Annotated in this window: 28 protein-coding genes; 24 read left to right on the top strand and 4 right to left on the bottom strand. The window is 42.0% G+C overall.

What is annotated here, in order from left to right:
- Window position 1 precedes the first annotated feature (1 nt).
- From trpD to trpA, 5 genes are read left to right on the top strand one after another with little or no spacing between them, the layout of a single operon-like run.
- On the top strand, window positions 2-1,006 hold the full coding sequence (trpD, locus tag QM887_RS03260) for an anthranilate phosphoribosyltransferase (protein ID WP_414270466.1): 1,005 nt from the start codon (window positions 2-4) through the stop codon (window positions 1,004-1,006).
- On the top strand, window positions 1,003-1,770 hold the full coding sequence (trpC, locus tag QM887_RS03255) for an indole-3-glycerol phosphate synthase TrpC (protein ID WP_414270465.1): 768 nt from the start codon (window positions 1,003-1,005) through the stop codon (window positions 1,768-1,770). The genes trpD and trpC overlap by 4 nt, the downstream gene beginning before the upstream one ends.
- Complete coding sequence (locus QM887_RS03250) at window positions 1,757-2,356, top strand: phosphoribosylanthranilate isomerase (protein WP_414270464.1); 600 nt, start codon at window positions 1,757-1,759, stop codon at window positions 2,354-2,356. Before trpC ends, QM887_RS03250 begins: the two co-directional genes overlap by 14 nt.
- Complete coding sequence (gene trpB / locus QM887_RS03245; RefSeq protein WP_414270463.1) at window positions 2,334-3,557, top strand: tryptophan synthase subunit beta; 1,224 nt, start codon at window positions 2,334-2,336, stop codon at window positions 3,555-3,557. The genes QM887_RS03250 and trpB overlap by 23 nt, the downstream gene beginning before the upstream one ends.
- Complete coding sequence (trpA, locus tag QM887_RS03240; protein ID WP_414270462.1) at window positions 3,550-4,332, top strand: tryptophan synthase subunit alpha; 783 nt, start codon at window positions 3,550-3,552, stop codon at window positions 4,330-4,332. Before trpB ends, trpA begins: the two co-directional genes overlap by 8 nt.
- Here the strand turns inward: trpA and QM887_RS03235 are convergent.
- On the bottom strand, window positions 4,304-4,963 hold the full coding sequence (locus tag QM887_RS03235; RefSeq protein ID WP_414270461.1) for a prepilin peptidase: 660 nt from the start codon (window positions 4,961-4,963) through the stop codon (window positions 4,304-4,306). The genes trpA and QM887_RS03235 overlap by 29 nt on opposite strands.
- Before the next feature lie 70 nt (window positions 4,964-5,033).
- On the opposite strand from QM887_RS03235, the gene QM887_RS03230 reads away from it, so the two are divergent.
- From QM887_RS03230 to QM887_RS03205, 6 genes are all read left to right on the top strand, one after another.
- Window positions 5,034-5,489: a GNAT family N-acetyltransferase gene (locus tag QM887_RS03230; RefSeq protein WP_414270460.1), complete on the top strand. Its 456-nt coding sequence runs from the start codon at window positions 5,034-5,036 to the stop codon at window positions 5,487-5,489.
- A gap of 85 nt (window positions 5,490-5,574) precedes the next feature.
- Entirely contained in the window at window positions 5,575-6,324 is a 750-nt protein-coding gene (gene truA, locus QM887_RS03225; protein WP_414270459.1) for a tRNA pseudouridine(38-40) synthase TruA, read from the top strand.
- Window positions 6,314-7,087, top strand: coding sequence for a bifunctional hydroxymethylpyrimidine kinase/phosphomethylpyrimidine kinase (locus QM887_RS03220; protein WP_414270457.1), 774 nt, complete (start codon window positions 6,314-6,316; stop codon window positions 7,085-7,087). The genes truA and QM887_RS03220 overlap by 11 nt, the downstream gene beginning before the upstream one ends.
- Window positions 7,065-7,532 carry an ECF transporter S component gene (locus tag QM887_RS03215; RefSeq protein WP_414270455.1) on the top strand — a complete coding sequence of 156 codons (468 nt, stop codon included), beginning with the start codon at window positions 7,065-7,067 and terminating at the stop codon, window positions 7,530-7,532. The genes QM887_RS03220 and QM887_RS03215 overlap by 23 nt, the downstream gene beginning before the upstream one ends.
- A gap of 50 nt (window positions 7,533-7,582) precedes the next feature.
- On the top strand, window positions 7,583-7,807 hold the full coding sequence (locus QM887_RS03210) for a YqgQ family protein (protein WP_024053574.1): 225 nt from the start codon (window positions 7,583-7,585) through the stop codon (window positions 7,805-7,807).
- Window positions 7,808-7,812: 5 nt separating this feature from the next.
- The gene (locus tag QM887_RS03205) at window positions 7,813-8,196 is read left to right on the top strand and encodes a rhodanese-like domain-containing protein (protein WP_414270453.1); all 384 of its coding nucleotides are present in this window, start codon (window positions 7,813-7,815) and stop codon (window positions 8,194-8,196) included.
- Between the two features lie 185 nt (window positions 8,197-8,381).
- Here the strand turns inward: QM887_RS03205 and QM887_RS03200 are convergent, their stop codons facing one another.
- Window positions 8,382-9,107, bottom strand: coding sequence for a pseudouridine synthase (locus QM887_RS03200; RefSeq protein ID WP_414270452.1), 726 nt, complete (start codon window positions 9,105-9,107; stop codon window positions 8,382-8,384).
- A gap of 161 nt (window positions 9,108-9,268) precedes the next feature.
- On the opposite strand from QM887_RS03200, the gene typA reads away from it, so the two are divergent.
- The 3 genes from typA to QM887_RS03185 are packed head-to-tail and all read left to right on the top strand — an operon-like array spanning window position 9,269 to window position 11,730.
- A complete protein-coding gene (gene typA / locus QM887_RS03195) occupies window positions 9,269-11,110 on the top strand; it encodes a translational GTPase TypA (protein ID WP_075229333.1) in 1,842 nt (613 codons plus the stop codon).
- A 19-nt stretch (window positions 11,111-11,129) separates the two neighbouring features.
- Complete coding sequence (locus QM887_RS03190) at window positions 11,130-11,375, top strand: DUF3165 family protein (RefSeq protein WP_075229332.1); 246 nt, start codon at window positions 11,130-11,132, stop codon at window positions 11,373-11,375.
- Window positions 11,376-11,397: 22 nt separating this feature from the next.
- Window positions 11,398-11,730, top strand: a complete 333-nt coding sequence (locus QM887_RS03185) for a ZmpA/ZmpB/ZmpC family metallo-endopeptidase (protein WP_414270451.1) — start codon at window positions 11,398-11,400, stop codon at window positions 11,728-11,730.
- A gap of 133 nt (window positions 11,731-11,863) precedes the next feature.
- On the opposite strand, the gene QM887_RS03180 is transcribed toward QM887_RS03185, so the two are convergent.
- Both QM887_RS03180 and sstT read right to left on the bottom strand, forming a co-directional pair.
- Window positions 11,864-12,835 carry an aromatic acid exporter family protein gene (locus tag QM887_RS03180; RefSeq protein WP_414270450.1) on the bottom strand — a complete coding sequence of 324 codons (972 nt, stop codon included), beginning with the start codon at window positions 12,833-12,835 and terminating at the stop codon, window positions 11,864-11,866.
- Between the two features lie 213 nt (window positions 12,836-13,048).
- Entirely contained in the window at window positions 13,049-14,254 is a 1,206-nt protein-coding gene (sstT, locus tag QM887_RS03175) for a serine/threonine transporter SstT (protein ID WP_414270449.1), read from the bottom strand.
- 149 nt (window positions 14,255-14,403) lie between these two features.
- Between sstT and QM887_RS03170 the strand changes: the two genes are divergently transcribed.
- The 10 genes from QM887_RS03170 (at window position 14,404) to QM887_RS03125 (ending at window position 22,059) form a co-directional block, all read left to right on the top strand.
- Window positions 14,404-14,970, top strand: a complete 567-nt coding sequence (locus tag QM887_RS03170) for a mechanosensitive ion channel family protein (RefSeq protein ID WP_001154834.1) — start codon at window positions 14,404-14,406, stop codon at window positions 14,968-14,970.
- Window positions 14,971-15,021: 51 nt separating this feature from the next.
- The gene (locus QM887_RS03165; RefSeq protein WP_373114625.1) at window positions 15,022-15,927 is read left to right on the top strand and encodes a magnesium transporter CorA family protein; all 906 of its coding nucleotides are present in this window, start codon (window positions 15,022-15,024) and stop codon (window positions 15,925-15,927) included.
- Between the two features lie 24 nt (window positions 15,928-15,951).
- Window positions 15,952-16,479 carry a YqeG family HAD IIIA-type phosphatase gene (locus QM887_RS03160; protein WP_281335335.1) on the top strand — a complete coding sequence of 176 codons (528 nt, stop codon included), beginning with the start codon at window positions 15,952-15,954 and terminating at the stop codon, window positions 16,477-16,479.
- Between the two features lie 2 nt (window positions 16,480-16,481).
- A complete protein-coding gene (gene yqeH / locus QM887_RS03155; protein ID WP_414270448.1) occupies window positions 16,482-17,588 on the top strand; it encodes a ribosome biogenesis GTPase YqeH in 1,107 nt (368 codons plus the stop codon).
- Window positions 17,589-17,802: 214 nt separating this feature from the next.
- A complete protein-coding gene (gene yhbY / locus QM887_RS03150; protein WP_000060171.1) occupies window positions 17,803-18,114 on the top strand; it encodes a ribosome assembly RNA-binding protein YhbY in 312 nt (103 codons plus the stop codon).
- Between the two features lie 48 nt (window positions 18,115-18,162).
- Window positions 18,163-18,792 carry a nicotinate-nucleotide adenylyltransferase gene (locus QM887_RS03145; protein WP_414270447.1) on the top strand — a complete coding sequence of 210 codons (630 nt, stop codon included), beginning with the start codon at window positions 18,163-18,165 and terminating at the stop codon, window positions 18,790-18,792.
- Window positions 18,792-19,385, top strand: coding sequence for a bis(5'-nucleosyl)-tetraphosphatase (symmetrical) YqeK (gene yqeK / locus QM887_RS03140; protein ID WP_414270446.1), 594 nt, complete (start codon window positions 18,792-18,794; stop codon window positions 19,383-19,385). Before QM887_RS03145 ends, yqeK begins: the two co-directional genes overlap by 1 nt.
- Window positions 19,386-19,739, top strand: a complete 354-nt coding sequence (rsfS, locus tag QM887_RS03135) for a ribosome silencing factor (protein ID WP_414270445.1) — start codon at window positions 19,386-19,388, stop codon at window positions 19,737-19,739.
- 472 nt (window positions 19,740-20,211) lie between these two features.
- Complete coding sequence (locus QM887_RS03130) at window positions 20,212-20,952, top strand: class I SAM-dependent DNA methyltransferase (protein WP_414270443.1); 741 nt, start codon at window positions 20,212-20,214, stop codon at window positions 20,950-20,952.
- 9 nt (window positions 20,953-20,961) lie between these two features.
- Window positions 20,962-22,059 carry a nucleotidyltransferase gene (locus QM887_RS03125; RefSeq protein WP_414270442.1) on the top strand — a complete coding sequence of 366 codons (1,098 nt, stop codon included), beginning with the start codon at window positions 20,962-20,964 and terminating at the stop codon, window positions 22,057-22,059.
- Window positions 22,060-22,117: the final 58 nt, after the last annotated feature.

Here is a 22,117-nt window from a genome sequence, read left to right as displayed (position 1 = left end):
GATGAAAGAGATTATTGAAAAACTAGCAAAATTTGAAAATTTATCAAGTGTCGAAATGACAGATGTGATCGAACGCATCGTGACAGGGCGAGTGACAGAAGCGCAAATCGCTTCACTACTTTTAGCCCTTAAGATGAAGGGAGAAACACCTGAAGAAAGAACAGCCCTCGCTCAAGTCATGAGAGGACATGCTCAACACATTCCAACAAATATTCAAGATGCTATGGATAACTGCGGTACAGGTGGAGATAAGTCATTTAGCTTTAACATCTCAACAACTGCAGCCTTTGTCTTGGCAGGTGGAGGAATCCACATGGCCAAACATGGAAATCGCTCTATTTCTTCTAAATCTGGGTCAGCAGATGTCTTGCAAGCTTTGGGAATCAATATTGATCTCAAACCATCACAATTGGGTAAGGTATTTGACCAAACAGGAATCGTCTTTCTCTTTGCCAAAAACATGCACCCAGCCATGAAATACATTATGCCAGCTCGTTTGGAATTGGGAATTCCAACTATCATGAATTTGACAGGACCTCTCATCCATCCAATGGTTTTGGAAACACAGCTTCTAGGAATCAGTCGTCCTGAACTTCTGGAAAGTACTGCTCAGGTTTTGAAAAACATGGGTCGCAAACGTGCTATTGTAGTAGCTGGTCCAGAAGGATTGGATGAAGCTGGTTTGAATGGAACTACCAGCATTGCCCTTCTTGAAAATGGTGAAATTACTTTATCAACCTTTACTCCAGAGGATTTGGGTATGGAACGCATTGCTATTGAAGACATTCGTGGAGGCAATGCTCATGAGAATGCGGCCATCCTTGTCAGTGTTCTTAATAACGAACCAAGTCCATTCTTGGAAACAACAGTCTTAAATGCAGGTCTCGGATTCTACGCCAATGGTAAAGCAGACAGTATCAAGGACGGAGTTGAATTGGCACGTCAAGTGATTGCCAGTGGTAAGGCCCTTGAAAAACTCAGACTATTACAGGAGTATCAAAGATGAGTCAGGAATTTTTATCACGTATCCTAGAGCAAAAGGCGCGTGAAGTTGAAAAGATGGAGCGAGAGGAGCTTCAATCCTTGCGTCAAACTTATCGATTGAGTGAATATTTAAAAAATCATCAAGACCGTTTGCAAATCATTGCTGAGGTCAAAAAGGCAAGCCCAAGTCTAGGTGATATCAATCTTGATGTGGATATCGTACAACAGGCCCTGACTTACGAGGCTAACGGCGCGGTTATGATTTCTGTTCTGACAGATGAGGTTTTCTTTAAAGGTCATTTGGATTATCTGCGAGAGATTTCCAGTCAGGTACAGATCCCGACACTGAACAAGGATTTTATTATCGATGAAAAGCAAATCATCCGTGCTCGCAATGCAGGTGCGACAGTTATCTTGCTCATCGTAGCGGCCTTATCTGAAAAACGACTGAAGGAGCTTTACGACTACGCGACAGATCTTGGTCTAGAAGTTTTGGTGGAAACTCATAATCTGGCTGAACTGGAAGTGGCTCATAAACTTGGAGCTCAAATTATTGGTGTCAACAATCGCAATTTGACAACCTTTGAAGTCGACTTACAGACCAGTGTAGACTTGGCCAAACACTTCAAGGACGATTGCTTGTATATTTCTGAATCTGCTATTTTTACAGAGGAGGATGCAAAACAAGTAGCACCATACTTTAACGGAATTTTAGTAGGAACAGCCCTTATGCAGGCAGAAGATGTAGCCCAGAGAATTAAGGAGTTGCAGATTGACAAAGGTTAAGATTTGTGGACTATCGACCAAAGAAGCCGTAAAAACAACTGTGTCGGCTGGAGCAGACTACATTGGTTTTGTCTTTGCTCCTAGCAAAAGACAGGTGACCTTGGAACAAGCAGCAGAGCTGGCTAAGATCATTCCTACAAATGTGAATAAAGTTGGTGTATTTGTTTCACCCAGTCGGGCGGACTTACTAGAAGCGATTGAAAAGGTTGGCTTGGACTTGGTGCAGGTTCATGGTCAGGTGGCGGATGATTTGTTTGAGGATTTGCCTTGTGCAAGTATTCAGGCTGTTCAAGTAGACGGGAATGGGCATGTACCCAATTCTCAGGCAGATTATCTACTCTTTGATGCACCTGTTGCAGGGAGTGGTCAAATCTTTGACTGGGGCCGACTGGATACGACAGGACTAGCCCAGCCTTTCTTCATCGCAGGTGGGCTAAATGAGGACAATGTAGCAAGAGCAATTCAGCATTTCTCTCCCTTTGCAGTAGATGTATCAAGCGGAGTAGAAACAGACGGACAAAAAGATCATGAAAAGATTAGAAGATTTATAGAGAGGGTAAAGAATGGCATATCAAGAACCAAATAAAGATGGATTTTACGGGAAATTCGGTGGACGTTTTGTCCCAGAAACATTGATGACAGCAGTATTGGAATTGGAAGAGGCTTATCGTGAAAGTCAGGCAGATCCAAGTTTTCAAGAGGAGTTAAACCAACTTTTGCGCCAGTATGTGGGTCGTGAAACTCCTCTTTACTACGCAAAAAACTTGACCCAGCATATCGGTGGAGCCAAGATTTACCTTAAACGCGAAGACCTTAATCATACAGGGGCCCACAAGATTAACAATGCCTTGGGACAAGTTCTCCTCGCTAAACGTATGGGCAAAAAGAAAATTATAGCTGAAACAGGTGCTGGTCAGCACGGTGTGGCAACTGCAACAGCTGCAGCACTCTTTAACATGGAATGTACTATCTACATGGGCGAGGAAGATGTCAAACGCCAAGCCCTCAATGTTTTCCGCATGGAGCTTTTAGGGGCTAAGGTAGAGGCTGTGACAGATGGTTCTCGCGTGCTCAAGGATGCGGTCAATGCAGCCCTTCGTTCATGGGTGGCAAATATCGATGATACCCACTATATCCTAGGTTCAGCCTTGGGGCCCCATCCTTTCCCAGAAATTGTTCGAGACTTCCAAAGTGTTATCGGACGAGAAGTCAAGCAACAGTACCGTGATTTGACAGGTGAAAATCTGCCAGATGCCCTAGTAGCCTGTGTTGGTGGTGGTTCGAATGCCATCGGGCTCTTCCATCCATTTGTGGAAGATGAGACAGTAGCTATGTATGGTGCTGAAGCAGCAGGGCTCGGTGTGGATACAGAGCACCACGCAGCTACCTTGACCAAGGGTCGTCCAGGTGTTCTTCACGGTTCTCTCATGGATGTGCTCCAAGATGCTCATGGTCAAATCTTAGAAGCTTTCTCAATCTCAGCAGGTTTGGACTATCCTGGTATCGGTCCAGAACATTCTCATTACCACGATATCAAGCGTGCGACCTATGTACCAGTGACAGACGAGGAAGCCTTGGAAGGATTCCAACTCTTGTCTCGTGTGGAAGGGATTATCCCAGCTTTGGAATCTAGTCACGCTATCGCCTTTGCGGTGAAATTAGCCAAAGAACTTGGTCCAGACAAGTCAATGATTGTCTGTCTATCAGGTCGTGGGGACAAGGATGTAGTTCAAGTCAAGGACCGCTTGGAAGCAGATGCAGCAAAGAAGGGAGAAGCTCATGTCTAAGACACTAACAGAAAAATTGAATGCAATTAAAGCAGCAGGAAAGGGAATTTTTGTTCCCTATATCATGGCTGGAGACCACGAAAAAGGGTTGGAAGGTCTCGGTGAAACAATTCACTTTTTAGAAGATTTGGGTGTGTCTGCTATTGAAGTGGGAGTTCCTTTCTCAGACCCAGTTGCAGATGGTCCAGTTATCGAAGAAGCAGGCTTGCGCAGTCTAGCTCGCGGAACCTCTACCCAGGCTCTGGTTGAAACTTTGAAGACTATTGAAACAGAAGTTCCACTTGTCCTCATGACCTACTTTAACCCCCTCTTTCAGTACGGTATTGAGAAATTTGTCAGAGATCTTGATGATACAGCGGTTAAAGGTTTGATTATTCCAGACCTACCTCATGAACATGCTAATTTTGTAGAGCCCTTCTTGGCAGGTACAGACATTGCTTTGATTCCACTTGTCAGCTTGACGACAGGAATGGAGCGTCAAAAGGAACTCATTGAGGGAGCTGAGGGTTTTGTTTATGCTGTTGCCATTAACGGAGTGACAGGGAAAGCAGGTAATTACCGAGATGACTTGGACAAGCACTTGGCTCAATTGCATCAAGTGGCCGATATCCCAGTCTTGACAGGTTTTGGTGTATCCACACAGGCTGATGTCGAACGCTTCAATGCTGTATCAGACGGCGTTATCGTCGGTTCCAAGATTGTTAAGGCTCTACATGAAGGACAAGTAGCAGAAATCGCTGACTTTATCAGACAAGCAGTAGCTTACCAAAAATAATCATACAAGCAGCAAGCAAGAGGAAGGGCACAAAAGGAAGTCTTTCCTTTTTCTTTAGTAGGAGAAAGGCTAGGATACCGGTCGTGGAGGCAAATTGAATTAAAATCAGCATTTCAGTTAGGCTAAAAATAAGTGCACAAGAGGCCAGAAAGAGAAAATCACCTGCACCTATGCGGATATCGATAAAGTGAGCCAAAATTCCCAAGATAAGAAAGAAAATCATAACTAGATTCCAACCACAGCAAACCATGAGGATTAAGTGAAAAATTAGCCAGACGATCAAGGGATATTCCTGATGACGAAAGTCGTAGATGCCCAAAGTCAAGCCGGCAGTTATCAAGATGACTTGCCCCAAAGTTAAAAATCCCACAGACTCAACTAGAAAGAGAAGCCCCAATCCAAACTCAAAGAGAGCATACCAAAAGGGATAGCTTGAATTACAGTAGCGACAACGAAAGCGATTGAATACCTGTGAGACAATTGGAATCAAATCCAAGGGACGTAAGTGAGTATGACAGGAATCGCAGTGACTAGCAGGGAAAACAATAGACTGCTCAGGAAAGCGGTCAATGACAAGACCTAGAAAGGAAGCGATAATAGCTCCAACAAGAAAAAAGTAAAGATGAATCATACTTATTTATTCGGAAAAAATAAGAGAAAGAGTATAATAGTTGGATAAAGGAGAAATTTTAGGAGCAAATATGAAAATTCACTTTGAAAAAGGACTTCAGATAGAAAATGCCCAACTCATTTGTCGCTGTTCTAATGCTTTGGGAGAAAGTTTTCAGAAGCAATGGATGGGACCAATGATTCCTTTTCCCTTGACAATTCAAGTCTTGCAAGATTTGGAAGGAATTTTTTCAATATTTGATGGACAAGAGTTTGTGGGGCTTATCCAGAAAATCAGGCTAGAAGACAGGAATCTTCATATCGGGAGATTTTTTATCAATCCTCAGAAACAGGGGCAGGGATTAGGTAGCCAGGCTTTAAGGAAATTTGTTAGTTTGGCCTTTGAAAATGAAGACATAGATACTATTTCTCTAAATGTCTACGAGGCAAATCAAAGAGCAAAAAATCTTTACCAAAAAGAAGGATTTGAAATCGTTCAAATGGTTGAAGTACCTGTACGAAAATATATAATGAGAAAATTGAGGTAAGGACTAGTTGATATCTAAAACTGCACCCGTACAATTTTTGGTTTTCAAACTTGTTGCAGAGAAATTTTCTTGATAAAATAGATACATGACTAGATATAAAGCAATCATTTCCTATGATGGATACGCCTTTGCTGGTTTTCAACGGCAACCACACGCGCGTAGTGTCCAAGAGGAAATTGAAAAAACTTTAACCAAATTAAATAAAGGGCAGGCCATTACCATCCATGGTGCAGGGCGAACGGATAGTGGTGTTCATGCTCTAGGGCAGGTCATTCACTTTGATCTCCCCTATCAGATGGATGAGGAAAAACTTCGCTTTGCTCTTGATACCCAAAGTCCTGAAGACATCGATGTGATTTCGATTGAGATTGTGGCTGATGATTTTCATTGCCGTTATGCCAAGCATAGCAAGACCTATGAGTTTATTGTGGACAGGGGGCGTCCTAAAAATCCTATGAGACGTCATTATGCCACCCACTATCCCTATCCACTAGATGTGGAACGCATGCAAAAGGCTGTGAAGAAATTAGAAGGAACCCATGATTTCACCGGTTTTACTGCTGCCGGAACTAGTGTGGAGGACAAGGTAAGAACGATCACGGAAGCCAGTCTCAGTGTTGACGAGACCGGTCAATTTTTGACCTTTACTTTCTCAGGCAATGGCTTCCTCTATAAGCAGATTCGAAATATGGTTGGAACCTTGCTGAAAATTGGCAACAACCGTATGCCAGTTGAACAGATTGACCTCATCTTGGAGAAAAAAGACAGACAGTTGGCAGGCCCAACTGCAGCACCCAATGGATTGTATTTAAAGGAGATTCGTTATGAAGAATAATCGTATTTTAGCACTTTCAGGAAATGATATTTTTAGTGGTGGTGGATTGGCAGCTGACCTTGCAACCTATACTTTAAATGGTTTGCATGGTTTTGTAGCTATGACTTGTTTAACTGCTTTGACGGAAAATGGTTTTGAGGTCTTTCCGACTGATGAGACTATTTTCCAACAACAGCTGGATAGTCTCAAGAGCGTAGATTTTGCAGCCATTAAAATCGGTCTCTTACCGACGGTCGGTGTTGCTGAGAAAGCTCTTAACTTTATCAAGGAACGCACAGGAGTTCCAGTGGTATTGGATCCAGTTCTCGTTTGTAAGGAAACGCACGACGTTGCAGTCAGCGAACTCTGTCAAGAGTTGATTCGCTCTTTCCCTTATGTGACTGTGATTACACCCAATCTACCTGAGGCAGAATTACTAGCAGATCAAAAGATTAAAACCTTGGATGATATGAAAACTGCAGCTCAAAAATTGCATGACTTAGGAGCGCCAGCAGTCATTATCAAGGGTGGGAATCGCCTTAGACAGGATAAGGCTGTGGATGTTTTTTATGATGGTCATGACTTTACCATTTTAGAAAATCCAGTCTTAGAAGGTCAAAATGCTGGTGCAGGTTGTACCTTTGCATCGAGCATTGCCAGTCAATTAGTACAAGGAGAGGAGCTCTTACCAGCAGTTGAGAGTTCTAAAGCCTTTGTTTACCGTGCTATCGCACAAGCAGATCAATATGGAGTCAGACAATATGAAGCAAACCAAAACAAGTAAAATCGCCCTATTATCTATACTAACTGCTCTATCAGTAGTTTTAGGTTATATTGTAAAAATCCCAACTCAAACAGGAATCTTAACTCTTTTAGATGCTGGTATCTTTTTCACTGCTTTTTATTATGGAAAACGAGAAGGAGCTATTGTTGGAGGATTAGGAGGATTTCTCATTGACCTAATTTCAGGTTACCCTCACTGGATGGTCTTCAGCTTGCTTTTCCATGGTCTGCAGGGATATTTTGCAGGTTTTAAAGAAAAATGGCAGGGGCTTGGATTAGTTTTGGCGACTATCATCATGGTAGCTGGATATGCATGTGCGACTGCTTGGATGAAAGGTTGGGGGCAAGCCTTGTTAGATGTCCCTCACAATCTGCTACAGAATTTTGTTGGGATGGTTGTTGGCTATCTTATTCATCAGAGTATTAAAAAGATTCGTAAGCAGTAAAAAGGGAATCTTCCTCTGAACTATTGAAAAAACTCTGATTTTTTGCTAAAATGAAAGCTATGAAAACACTCTACGATGTGCAACAATTTCTCAAACAGTTCGGCATTCTTGTCTATATGGGCAAACGTCTTTATGACATTGAACTGATGAAGATTGAACTTTCTCGAATCTATGATGCTGGCTTGATGGATAAGCTGGATTATCTTGAAGCGGAGGCTGTTCTTCGCAGAGAGCATAAGTTAGAATTAGACTATTTAGAAAAAAATGGAGATTAGAAATTATGGTAACTTGGGTATTATGGGGACTTATAGTGGCGATGTTGGTATGGATGGGATACAACTACCTTCGTATTCGTCGTGCGGCAAAAATTGTAGACAATGCAGAGTTTGAGTCTTTGATTCGTACAGGTCAGTTGATTGACTTGCGTGATCCTGCCGAGTTCCACAAAAAACACATCCTTGGAGCTCGTAACATTCCTTCAAACCAATTGAAGACAAGTCTTGCGGCTCTTCGTAAAGATAAGCCAGTTCTTCTTTATGAAAACCAACGTGCGCAACGTGTTACAAATGCAGCACTTTTCTTGAAAAAACAAGGTTTCTCAGAAATCTATATCCTGTCTTACGGATTGGATTCTTGGACAGGGAAAGTAAAAGTTGAAAAATAAGAAAAGAGGCTGGGACAAAAGTCCTAGCCTCTCAATTTTCTTTGGATTGTCGAGCAAGACGCAGTGGTTGAGTGGGCTCTACTACGCTGATTTCATCAACTTTTACAGCCCTACTCAACTGTGCGGAGGTGGGACGACGAAATCGAATTCTACCGAATTACCGATTTCTGTCCCACTCTCATTTTTTAACCACTTTTTCTAAGAAAGTCACGAATAATTGCCAATTCTTGTGAGTTTAGATGTCGATAGTCACCTTCTTGAAGATTGTCATCAAGACTCCAAGGGCCAAAATGGGTGCGTTTTAGGGCAGTGACCTTGACACCAACAGAGAGGAACATTTTTTTAACCTGATGGAACTTGCCCTCCGAGATAGTGATGGTGGCTTTGCTGACGGCTGGACTTGAAGACAGAATCTCAAGTTGAGCGGTTTTACAAACAGTTCCATCAAGAAAGATAATCCCATCTCTAAACTGCTGGATGTGGTCAGATGTGAGTGGTCCATTAACCTCAACTTGGTAAGTTTTATCCACATGATATTGAGGGTGGAGGAGCTGAAAACCTAGAGGACCATTATCTGTTAAGAGGAGAAGTCCTGTCGTATCTCGATCCAGACGACCGATGGCGTAAAGTTGCTCTGACTGGAGATGCTTAGGCAGTAGATCCATGACAGTTGTTAGTAACTTATCCTTGCTTGCAGTCACGACTCCATTTGGCTTATGGAGCATGAGGTAGGTGTGTTCATATCCTTGAATTCTTCTGCCTTGGAAAATCAGTTCTTGGAGTCCTGTATCAATATTTTGTGCAAGGGAAGTAGCAGGGAGTCCATCAACTAAGATTTCTTTTTTTAGAAGAGCTTGTTTCATGCCCTTACGGCTGATTTTTTCTTGGGCTAATAATCTATCTAAACGCATACCAGCCTATCTTATCACAAGTTGATTCTTTTGAAAAGAAAAGGTAAGCAAAGAAATTTTTTTTGAAAACATTTACACTTGCTTGAGTTAAGTCATTTGCCTAAAATTGTGGTATAATCGTTCAGTTAGAAAATAAATTTTTGAATATAACAGAGGAAATCATGACAAAATTAAGAGAAGATATCCGTAACGTAGCTATTATTGCCCACGTTGACCACGGAAAAACAACCCTTGTTGATGAATTGTTGAAACAATCTTCAACTCTTGATGCTCGTACAGAACTAGCTGAACGTGCTATGGACTCAAACGATATCGAAAAAGAGCGTGGAATTACCATCCTTGCTAAGAATACAGCGGTTGCTTATAACGGCACGCGCATCAACATCATGGACACACCAGGACACGCGGACTTCGGTGGAGAAGTTGAACGTATCATGAAAATGGTTGACGGTGTTGTCTTGGTAGTGGATTCTTATGAAGGAACCATGCCTCAAACTCGTTTCGTATTGAAAAAAGCTTTGGAACAAGACCTTGTCCCAATCGTTGTTATCAATAAAATCGACAAACCATCAGCTCGTCCAGCAGAGGTTGTAGATGAAGTCTTGGAACTTTTCATCGAGCTTGGTGCGGATGATGATCAGCTTGACTTCCCAGTTGTTTATGCGTCAGCGATCAACGGTACATCTTCATTGTCTGATGATCCAGCCGACCAGGAAGCAACAATGGCGCCAATCTTTGATACCATCATCGAACACATTCCTGCCCCAGTTGATAACTCTGATGAGCCCCTTCAATTCCAAGTGTCACTCTTGGACTATAATGACTTCGTAGGACGTATCGGTATCGGACGTATCTTCCGTGGTACAGTGAAGGTTGGAGACCAAGTTACTCTTTCTAAACTTGATGGTACAACCAAGAACTTCCGTGTTACAAAACTCTTTGGTTTCTTTGGTTTGGAACGTCGTGAAATCCAAGAAGCTAAGGCTGGTGACTTGATTGCCGTATCAGGTATGGAAGACATCTTCGTTGGGGAAACAATCACTCCAACAGATGCAGTTGAAGCTCTTCCAGTTCTTCACATCGACGAACCTACTCTTCAAATGACCTTCTTGGTCAACAACTCACCATTTGCTGGTCGTGAAGGTAAATGGGTAACTTCTCGTAAGGTTGAAGAGCGCCTTCAAGCTGAGTTGCAAACAGACGTATCTCTTCGTGTTGAACCAACAGATTCACCAGATAAATGGACTGTTTCAGGACGTGGAGAATTGCACTTGTCCATTCTTATCGAAACCATGCGTCGTGAAGGTTATGAGCTTCAAGTATCTCGTCCAGAAGTTATCGTAAAAGAAATTGACGGTGTTAAATGTGAACCATTTGAACGTGTTCAAATCGACACTCCAGAAGAATACCAAGGATCTGTTATCCAAAGCCTTTCTGAACGTAAGGGTGAAATGTTGGATATGATCTCAACTGGTAATGGTCAAACTCGTTTGGTCTTCCTTGTTCCTGCGCGTGGTTTGATTGGTTACTCAACTGAGTTCTTGTCAATGACTCGTGGTTACGGTATCATGAACCATACTTTCGACCAATACTTGCCTTTGATTCCAGGTGAAATTGGTGGTCGTCACCGTGGTGCCCTTGTTTCTATCGATGCTGGTAAGGCTACAACTTACTCAATCATGTCTATCGAAGAACGCGGTACTATCTTTGTCAACCCAGGTACTGAGGTTTACGAAGGAATGATCATCGGTGAAAACTCTCGTGAAAATGACTTGACAGTTAATATCACTAAAGCGAAACAAATGACCAACGTTCGTTCCGCTACTAAGGACCAAACAGCAGTTATCAAGACTCCTCGTATCTTGACCCTTGAAGAGTCTCTTGAGTTCTTGAACGACGATGAGTACATGGAAGTAACGCCTGAGTCTATCCGTTTGCGTAAACAAATCCTTAACAAGGCAGAGCGTGAGAAAGCAAACAAAAAGAAAAAATCAGCTGAATAAGAGCTAGAAAGAGCAGAAAATGGTCTATTTAATCATAGGGATTTTATTACTCTTACTCTATGTATTTGCGACACCTCAAAGTATCAAGGGAACAGTCAACATTGTTATTCTAGTATTTGCTTTTGTTGCCCTATTGATTCTATTGATGTTGTCAATCTTACAAATCTTCCAACTGCCAACAGAATTCTTTATCACAGTAGCTATGCTTGCTCTCACTTACTTTAGTTTGCGAGACATATCCTTAATGTCGGTGAAAAAGAGATAGGCAAATAGTTTTGGAGTTCTGCTTGAATTCAGTAATGATATTTATAAAACATACCACAAGTGAAGTCAGAAAAACTGATTTTACTTGTGGTTTTTTGCTCTGTAACAAAGAAATCATATTTAATTTTCTTGATATTGACTATCAAGGTAAGAAGGAAGTGATTTCCAGCCCTGAACGAATGAAGCAATTGATGGATGAAGCGGTAAAAGAAGAACTTGCTCAGATTAAAGCAGGAAATATCAGTCAAAAACAATACCGTTTCATTGAAACTCCTGTTCAGAAGTTGAAAAAATCTATATACAAGGCATATCTCAAGGAATCAAATGAGTTTAGAAATTCCATCTATACTTCTTAAGGGAAAGATAAGTCTATCATTAGGAGTTCATAGCAATTTTGCTACTCAGTAAGATTAACTAGTTAGCTAGGTTCGAGACAGAAAAACACCTTTTGAATTGCAAGTTTTTGCGGTTCAAAAGGTGTTTTGTTTATTAAGATAAATCGCTATATTCTTTAGCATAGCGTTGATAGAAATCAACTTTCAGTTGGATAAAGTTTTCCAATTCGCGTAGGAGTTGGAGCAAGGTTGCGCGTGTTTCAAATTCCTCTCTTGTTTTTGGGAGCGTGCGATGACGAAAAACTTCAAGATAGCCTTCGATAGCAACTAGCAAATCATCGGCAGGATTGGTCTGGCTGAGTTGATCGGCAATTTTCGCAAAAAGTTGAGCAAGGATCAGGCTTTCACTTGCGGCTAGATTACAGGTGTTGATTTGCTGGGCCATATTGCGAAGAATGCGACTCTGTCTCTGTCTCATTTCAAAATAGTGGATATGGTAATCGGTTTGGTGAAAAAGATGATCCGAATGGTCTAGATAGACGAGTTTGAGAGCTTCTTCGAGGAGTTGGTCCAGTTCTTCAATAAGTTGTGCACGGTTTCGGCCATCACCTTTTCCAAGGTAATATTCAAAACGAAGTAGGATATGCTTGAGTTTTTCTTCTACCTTGAGATGATAGAGATAGATCTCTTTTTGCCGAGAAGGCATATAGAGATTGACAGTCAAGGCAAAGCTGGTACCGATGAGAAATAGGAGGAGTTCATTCGCTAGTAGTTCTGGTGAGGTAGACTCTTGAACCAAGAGATGACTGACCAAGACACTACTAGGGGTAATCCCAATTTCCCAGCCGAATTTGTAGGCAAGAGGGACATAGAGGGCGAGATAGAGACCAAAACTCCAAATATGGTAGCCAGTCAGTTGAAAGGCCAGAACACCGATAGACAGAGCTAGCAGGGTTGAGAATAATCGGTTTTTAGCCAGCTTAATAGTGCTTCTACGGGTATCTGATAAGCTCAAAAGGGCGATGATACCAGCAGAAACAGCCGAAGATAAATCAAGAAAGTAGGCTAGAACACAGGCTAGACAAGTAGCTAGAACAAGTTTAAAAGTACGTTGGGTGATAGACATGAGACATTTCCTAAACTGAATGATAGAAACCAGACAAAGAGGTTGGGACAAAACATCCCGACCTCACTTTTTATCAGCAATCAAACTTTGACGCGGTAGCTGATTGAACTTTTTGTTCGTCTTTTAGACTCCAAAAAGCTCCTAATCATCCTCGCGGGGCTGGGACTACGAAATCGAGACTTTGTCTATCGATTTCTGTCCCACCGCCCTTGATTATTTTTTTCGAGCAGAAGCAAATTCGGCAACTGCTGTAAAGAGCACATCGGTTGAAGAGTTGAGGGCTGTTTCGCAAGAGTCTTGGATAACACCGATGACAAATCCTACCCCCACAACCTGCATGGCAATATCGTTTGAAATACCAAAGAGGCTACAAGCGACAGGGATGAGAAGGAGTGAGCCACCCGCAATACCAGAAGCCCCACAGGCTGAGATAGCTGCAACGATACTGAGTACAAAGGCAGTTGCAAAATCAACAGAGATTCCAAGTGTATTGACTGCTGCGAGGGTTAAGATGTTGATAGTAATAGCAGCGCCAGCCATATTGATGGTTGATCCAAGTGGGATTGAGACAGAGTAAGTATCAGGATTGAGTCCAAGATCTTTACATAGTTTCATATTGACTGGGATGTTGGCTGCAGAGCTACGTGTGAAAAAGGCGGTGACACCACTGATACGCAAGCATTTCCAGACTAGAGGATAAGGATTTCTCTTGATAAAGAGAAAAGCAATCAGAGGATTGATCACTAGGGCAACGAAAACCATAGTGGCAATCAAAAGTCCGAGTAGGATTCCGTAATTTGCTAAACTAGCGATACCTTGGTCTGAGATGGTTTTGAAGACCAAACCCAGGATACCAAAGGGCGCCAGGTTAATAATCCATTCGACAATTTTTGAAGTAACACTGGCCATTGTTTTGAGGAGCTCTTTACTCGTCTTGCTAGCTTCTCTCATGGCAATCCCGAAAACTACAGCCCAAGATAGAATCCCGATATAGTTAGCTTGAATAAGCGCATTGACAGGATTGTCTACGACTTTTAGTAGGAGATTGCTAAGGACTTGACCGATACCATCTGGAGGAGAAACTTCAGTGCTAGCGCTACTTAAGACAATCTGAACAGGAAAGAGAAAGCTGGCCATAACCGCCACAAGAGCCGCAGCAAAAGTTCCAAGTAAATAGAGGAAAATGACCGTTCTCATATTACTATCTTGGCCTTTTTGGTGTTGAGAGAGGGCGTTAGCAACGAGGGCAAAGACCAGGATAGGAGCAATAGCCTTAAGGCCTCCTACAAATAAATCTCCAAGTAAACCGATTCCGGAGACATTGGGAACGAATAGGCCGAGGATAGCTCCTATGGTCATTCCGATCCCTATTCTTTTGATCAGATTTGTTTTATTCCAAGCACGAATGATTCTTTTCATAGAGGCCTCCTTACTGTGTATTGTTTATGATTATAGTATAAATATGCTTGAAAAGCAAGTTAGTTGTAAATTTACATAAAACAAATGAATATTTATGAAAATAATAGCCTGGTAGATTTATGGTATAATGAAAAGGAAAGGAGTTTTGTATGCAAGAATTTTTTCAACGATATCTGGATAAATTAGATCTGACAACTGTTTTAGAGAATCTCTTGACCAAGGTGATTTCTCTTTTACTTCTCATTCTTCTATTTTACATAGCTAAAAAGTTCCTCCATGTTGCTGTAGGAAAGATTGTTAAACCTTCACTTAAGTTTTCAAATCGTGATGCAGGTAGACAAAAGACCATTTCTCGTTTGCTTGAAAATATTTTCAACTACACACTTTATTTCTTTTTGATTTACTGTATTTTATCCATTCTAGGTTTACCTGTCTCTAGCCTGCTTGCAGGTGCAGGAATTGCTGGGGTAGCTATCGGTATGGGAGCACAAGGCTTTCTATCAGACGTCATCAACGGCTTCTTTATTCTCTTTGAACGTCAGTTGGATGTGGGAGATGAGGTTGTTTTGACCAATGGTCCGATTACCGTATCAGGTAAAGTTGTCAGTGTTGGAATTCGGACGACTCAACTGAGAAGTGATGACCAAGCCCTCCACTTTGTTCCTAACCGCAATATCACCGTCGTTAGCAATTTTTCAAGAAAAGAAGAGAACTGAAATTTTACTTGATTTATGGTACAATAGAAAGAGTTTGGTAAAGGAGAAACGATGTTTTTAGATAAGCAGTTAGGGAATGGTTGTACCTGGATTAATCTAGATGTGGAAATCATCAAAAATCTCGAAGATTTATCAGAAATCTATGGATTGGATAAAGAAACCATCGAGTATGCGCTGGATAGAAACGAACGAGCCCACATGGATTATAATCGTGAAAATGGGACAGTGACCTTTATTTACAACGTTCTTGACTTAGAGAAGGACAAGGAATACTATGAAGCCATTCCTATGACCTTTATCGTGGAAAAACAACGAATGATTACCATCAGCAATCATAAGAACGCTTATGTCATTGATCAGATGCTAGGCTATCTTGAAAATCATGAAATCATTTCAATCTACAAGTTTCTATTTGCCGGTTTAGAGCTTATCAGCAATGCTTATTATCCTGTCATTGAACAGATGGATAAAAGTAAGGATGAAATCAGTGCCTTGTTGCGTCAAACAACCACTAAAAAAAATCTCTTTGCCCTCTCTGACTTGGAAACTGGTATGGTTTACTTGACAGCTGCGGCTAAACAAAATCGCCTCCTCTTGGAGCATATCCAAGGACATGCGCTTTATCGGAACTTTAACGAAGTGGAAAGAGAGCAGTTTGATGATGCTATGATTGAAGCTCATCAGTTGGTGTCCATGACAGATTTGATTTCCCAGGTTTTACAACAACTCTCAGGATCTTACAATAATATCCTAAACAACAATCTGAATGATAATTTGACAACCTTGACCATTATCTCAGTTTTGCTAGCCATTCTTGCAGTCATTACAGGATTTTTCGGAATGAATGTCCCTCTGCCATTTACAGAAGAGCCTAATGCCTGGATATATATTTTGATTGCTAGTTTAATTTTATGGGCAATCTTGGCTCAGTATCTAAAGAAAATTGCTAGAAACTAAAAAATAGAAAGAAAAGGAGCCAGAATGGCGATTGAAAATTATATGCCAGATTTTGCTGTGGAAGCAGTTTATGATCTGACAGTCCAAAGCCTGCAGGAGCAGGGCATCAAGGCTGTTTTGGTTGATCTGGATAATACCTTGATTGCTTGGAATAATCCAGATGGAACAGCAGAGATGAAGCAATGGTTACATGACCTTCGTGATGCTGGGATTCGTATCATTGTGGTATCTAACAATACTCCCAAACGTGTCAAACGAGCAGTTGAAAAATTTGACATTGATTATGTTTACTGGGCACTGAAGCCCTTTACTTTAGGAATTAACCGTGCCATGAAACATTTCCACTATGAAAAAGACCAAGTGGTCATGGTTGGCGACCAACTGATGACGGATATTCGAGCAGCCCACCGAGCAGGTATTCGTTCGATTTTGGTTAAACCCTTGGTCCAGCACGACTCTATTAAGACTCAGATTAACCGAGCTCGTGAGCGTCGTGTGATGAGAAAAATCGCTGAAAAGTACGGCCCTATCACATATAAAAAAGGAATCTAACTATGGAAGAAATACTCTGTATTGGTTGTGGAGCAACTATTCAGACGACAGATAAGACTGGTCTAGGATTTACGCCTCAGTCAGCACTCGAAAAAGGTTTGGAAACTGGTGAAGTCTATTGTCAACGCTGTTTCCGTCTCCGCCACTACAATGAAATCACTGATGTCCAGTTGACGGATGATGATTTCCTCAAACTCTTACACGAAGTTGGAGACAGTGATGCCTTGGTGGTCAATGTCATTGATATCTTTGACTTTAATGGTTCTGTCATTCCAGGCTTGCCACGCTTTGTATCAGGTAATGATGTGCTCTTGGTTGGTAATAAAAAAGATATTCTGCCCAAGTCAGTTAAACCAGGCAAGATTAGCCAATGGCTTATGGAACGTGCCCACGAAGAAGGTCTTCGTCCAGTCGATGTCGTCCTGACTTCAGCACAAAACAAGCATGCCATCAAGGAAGTCATTGAGAAAATTGAGCACTACCGTAAGGGTCGTGACGTCTATGTAGTTGGGGTTACCAATGTTGGGAAATCAACTCTTATCAATGCTATTATCCAGGAAATTACGGGTGACCAAAATGTCATTACGACTTCACGCTTCCCAGGGACAACCTTGGACAAGATTGAGATTCCGCTTGATGACGGATCTTATATTTACGATACGCCGGGAATTATCCATCGTCATCAGATGGCCCACTACTTGACGGCTAAAAATCTCAAGTATGTCAGTCCTAAAAAGGAAATCAAACCTAAAACTTACCAGCTCAATCCAGAGCAGACTCTATTTTTAGGTGGCTTGGGACGATTTGATTTCATTGCAGGAGAAAAGCAAGGCTTTACAGCTTTCTTTGACAATGAGCTCAAACTTCACCGTACCAAGCTCGAGGGGGCGAGTGCCTTTTACGACAAGCACCTTGGAACCCTTCTTACACCACCTAATAGCAAGGAAAAAGAGGACTTTCCAAAACTAGTCCAGCATGTCTTTAATATTAAGGATAAGACAGACCTAGTGATCTCAGGACTAGGCTGGATTCGTGTAACAGGAAGCGCCAAAGTCGCCGTCTGGGCACCAGAAGGCGTCGCCGTCGTCACACGCAAAGCAATTATTTAAACACAGAAAGGAAAGGGTTGTCTGAATTTGGGCGAGCATGGCGAGCCCCATAAAGAATACTTTTCGCCGTGGTGTTAGTTGGTACAAGAGCTTGTACCAACTGCGGAAAATTTGAGACCTTAGGCTCAAATTTTAGTCATGAAAGTCCAAAGGACTTTGCTGACGTCCGTAACCACTTCAGAAAAGTATAAAAAGAAACTCTTTTAAAGAAATTATGTCATTAACATCAAAACAACGTGCCTTCCTCAACAGCCAGGCACACACCCTTAAACCCATCATTCAAATCGGGAAAAATGGACTCAACGACCAAATCAAAACCAGCGTTCGTCAGGCTCTTGATGCCCGCGAATTGATCAAGGTTACTCTCTTGCAAAACACAGATGAAAATATCCACGAAGTAGCTGAAATCTTGGAAGAAGAAATCGGTGTGGATACAGTCCAAAAAATCGGTCGTATCTTGATTTTGTATAAACAATCAAGCAAGAAAGAAAATCGTAAGATTTCTAAAAAAGTTAAAGAAATCTAAAAATATACTCCCAAACTGTTTTTACAGAAGATTAAAGGAGATTAGCCTATGGCAATCGAATTATTAACTCCCTTTACAAAAGTGGAGTTAGAGCCAGAAATCAAGGATAAAAAACGTAAGCAAGTTGGAATCTTAGGGGGAAATTTTAACCCTGTTCACAATGCCCACCTGATCGTGGCAGACCAAGTGCGCCAGCAGTTGGGATTGGATCAAGTTCTGCTCATGCCTGAGTATCAACCGCCTCACGTAGACAAAAAGGAAACCATTTCTGAACACTACCGCCTCAAGATGCTTGAATTGGCAATTGACGGAATCGAAGGTTTAGCTATTGAGACCATCGAGCTGGAGCGTAAGGGTATTTCCTACACCTACGACACCATGAAGCTTCTAACAGAGAAGAATCCAGATACAGATTATTACTTTATCATCGGTGCTGACATGGTAGACTATTTACCCAAATGGTATAGAATTGATGAACTGGTCGACCTCGTTCAGTTTGTAGGAGTTCAGCGACCACGATACAAGGCTGGGACTTCTTATCCAGTCATCTGGGTGGATGTGCCTCTCATGGATATTTCATCCAGTATGGTACGTGATTTCATCGCCCAAGGTCGCACACCTAACTTTCTCTTGCCAAAACCAGTGCTAGACTATATTGAGAAAGAAGGGCTTTACTGATGGCATACCAAGACTATATCAACTGTTCGCGTGAAGAATTGTTGGAAAAAATGGCAGAGCTCCTACCTGAAAAACGTTTAACCCATTGTCTGGGTGTAGAGCATGCAGCCATTGAATTGGCTCAGCGTTTTGGTGTGGATGTTGAGAAAGCTGGTTTAGCTGGTCTCCTTCATGACTATGCTAAAAAGCTATCTGATCAAGAGTTTCTAGATTTGATTGATCGATATAAACTAGATCCAGGCCTTAAAAACTGGGGCAATAATGTCTGGCATGGCATGGTCGGTATCTACAAGATTCAGGAAGATTTGGATTTACAAGATTCTGAAATCCTACGAGCTATTGAAATTCATACAGTTGGAGCTGGTCAGATGACGGACCTTGATAAGGTTATCTACGTCGCAGACTACATCGAGCACAATCGTGCTTTTCCGGGAGTGGACCAGGCGCGTGAGATTGCTGAGCAATCGCTCAATAAGGCTGTGGCCTACGAAACAGCTCGTACTGTGGAGCATTTGGCTCACCAGGGATTTCCTATCTATCCCCAAACCCTTGAAACCTATAACGCCTATGTGCACTATTTGAAAGAGGACTAAATGAACGAAAAAGAATTATTAGAACTAGTCGTGAAAGCGGCTGATGAGAAACGTGCGGAGGATATCCTCGCACTTGACGTACAAGAATTGACCAGTGTAACAGATTACTTTGTTATCACTAGCTCAATGAATAGCCGTCAATTGGACGCTATCGCTGAAAATATCCGTGAAAAAGTAGCCCACGCGGGCTTTAAAGGTAGTCACGTTGAAGGCGATGCAGCTGGTGGCTGGGTCTTGCTAGACCTTGGTGGAGTCGTTGTGCATATCTTCTCAGAAGAAATGCGTGCCCACTATAACTTAGAAAAACTATGGCATGAGGCGAATTCAGTAGATTTATCTGAAACCTTGGCTTAGTAGATGACTTGAACTTCGGGTGGAAATTGCTTTGAAATTCGACAATGTATTGAGATTATTCTTGTTTTCTGAGTGAGAAGTGAGAAATTACCGAGACTTTCCGTTGTGATAAAACTTCTTGAAACGATAATGTTTCAAGAAGTCGGGAGTTTTGAGAGTAAAACAGTTCGGGGAACTGTTTTAGCCTGAGTTTAGAGATGAAAAACGAAGGGCTCAAAACTAAGTCTTGGAACTTCGAAGAAGGTCGCAGACGTCCGAAATCACCTAAGGAAAGTCTTAAAAAGACTTTGTCTTCAATTGAACTCAGTTGTAGTCAACTGAGTTTCTTTGCTTATTTTAGAAGAAAATTGTTAGAAAGGATTTGAACCCGTCCTGTAATTCTCGGAAAATAGACAGCCTTCCTTGGAGCTCGGCTCCATTGTCAGGCTCCTAATTTTCTATCGAATTACGGGCGGACTTGGTATCATGTTTTATGGCGACTTATGAAACGTTTGCGGCTGTTTACGATGCTGTGATGGACGATAGTTTATACGATAAATGGACGGATTTTTCCCTCCGTCATTTACCAAAGACTAAGGAGAGAAAGAAACTCTTGGAGCTGGCTTGTGGTACAGGGATCCAGTCTGTGCGCTTTTCTCAAGCTGGTTTTGATGTGACTGGACTTGATTTGAGTGCGGATATGTTGAAGATTGCCGAAAAGAGAGCGGCTTCAGCCAAGCAAAAGATTGATTTTATTGAAGGCAATATGCTGGATTTATCCAAGGCTGATCAATACGACTTTGTAACCTGTTATTCCGATTCAATCTGTTACATGCAGGATGAGGTGGAAGTTGGGGACGTTTTTAAAGAAGTCTATAATGCCCTCAACGAAGATGGAGTATTTATCTTTGATGTACATTCGACCTACCAGACGGACGAGGTCTTTCCAGGCTATTCTTACCATGAAAATGCAGAAGACTTTGCCATGCTCTGGGATACCTATGAGGATGCAGCACCACATTCTATCGTGCATGAGTTGACCTTTTTTATCAAGGAAGCGGATGGTTCCTTTAGTCGACACGACGAAGTGCATGAGGAGCGAACTTACGAAGTCTTGACCTATGATATTTTGCTAGAACAGGCTGGTTTCAAATCCTTCAAACTCTACGCAGACTTTGAGGATAAGGAACCTACAGAAACTAGCACCCGTTGGTTTTTTGTGGCGCAGAAGTAGGAGATTAGCATGACCATCACAGGTATTATCGCGGAGTTTAATCCCTTTCATAATGGACACAAATATCTGCTGGAACAGGCAGAGGGACTGAAAATCGTTGCCATGTCTGGGAATTTTATGCAACGTGGGGAGCCTGCTATCGTGGACAAGTGGACACGGGCTCAGATGGCGCTGGAAAATGGGGCAGATCTGGTAGTAGAATTCCCTTTTTTAGTCAGTGTTCAAGCGGCGGATTTCTTTGGACAAGGAGCAGTAGATATCTTGGCACAGTTAGGAATTGACAGCCTAGCTTTTGGGACGGAGGAAATTCTGGATTACCAGAAAATTACTGACTTATATGCAGAGCGTGGTCAAGAGATGGAGGATTTTTTGGATAATCTACCTGATTCCCTCTCCTACCCTCAGAAAACCCAAGCCATGTGGAAGGAATTTGCAGATCTTGATTTTTCGGGTGATACGCCAAATCATGTTCTTGCTCTCGCCTACGCCAAGGCAGTTGCAGGACGAAATATCAGACTTCATCCGATTCAGCGTCAAGGAGCCGGCTATCATTCTGTGAACAAGGATGTGGACTTTGCCTCAGCGACAGCTCTGCGTCAACACCAGAAGGACCAAGATTTCTTAGAACGCTTTATGCCTTCTGTTAACCTTTTTGAGCAGGTCAGTAAGGTGAGCTGGGATGACTATTTTCCTTTGCTCCGCTATCAAATCTTGTCAAATTCCGACCTAACCACCATCTATCAGGTCAATCAGGAAATGGCAGTGCGTATCAAGGAGGCTATCAAGACAGCCCAGTCTGTTGACGAATTGGTCGAGGTAGTTGCTACCAAACGCTACACCAAGGCGCGTGTCAGACGCCTCTTGACCTATATTTTAGTGCAGGCTAGAGAAAGTAATCTGCCAGAAGCCATTCATGTCCTTGGCTTCACTGAAAAAGGCAGACAACATCTTAAATCCTTGAAAGTCCAAGTCCAACTAGTTAGCCGCATCGGCAAAGAACCCTGGGATGTCATGACCCAAAAGGCAGATCAGATTTACCAACTGGGAAAATCAAGTATAGCAGAACAGAATTTTGGAAGAGTGCCAATCAGAATCGAAACAAACTAAGTCTACTGAGAGGTGGGCTTTTTTTAGTTTTTTTCGAATAACTAGATAGAAAAGAAAA

It is taken from the genome of Streptococcus infantis, assembly GCF_047460875.1.
GTDB classification, from domain to species: domain Bacteria; phylum Bacillota; class Bacilli; order Lactobacillales; family Streptococcaceae; genus Streptococcus; species Streptococcus infantis_AA.
The sequence above is the reverse complement of the archived record's forward strand: the minus strand, read 5'-3'. Positions and strand labels throughout refer to the sequence as shown.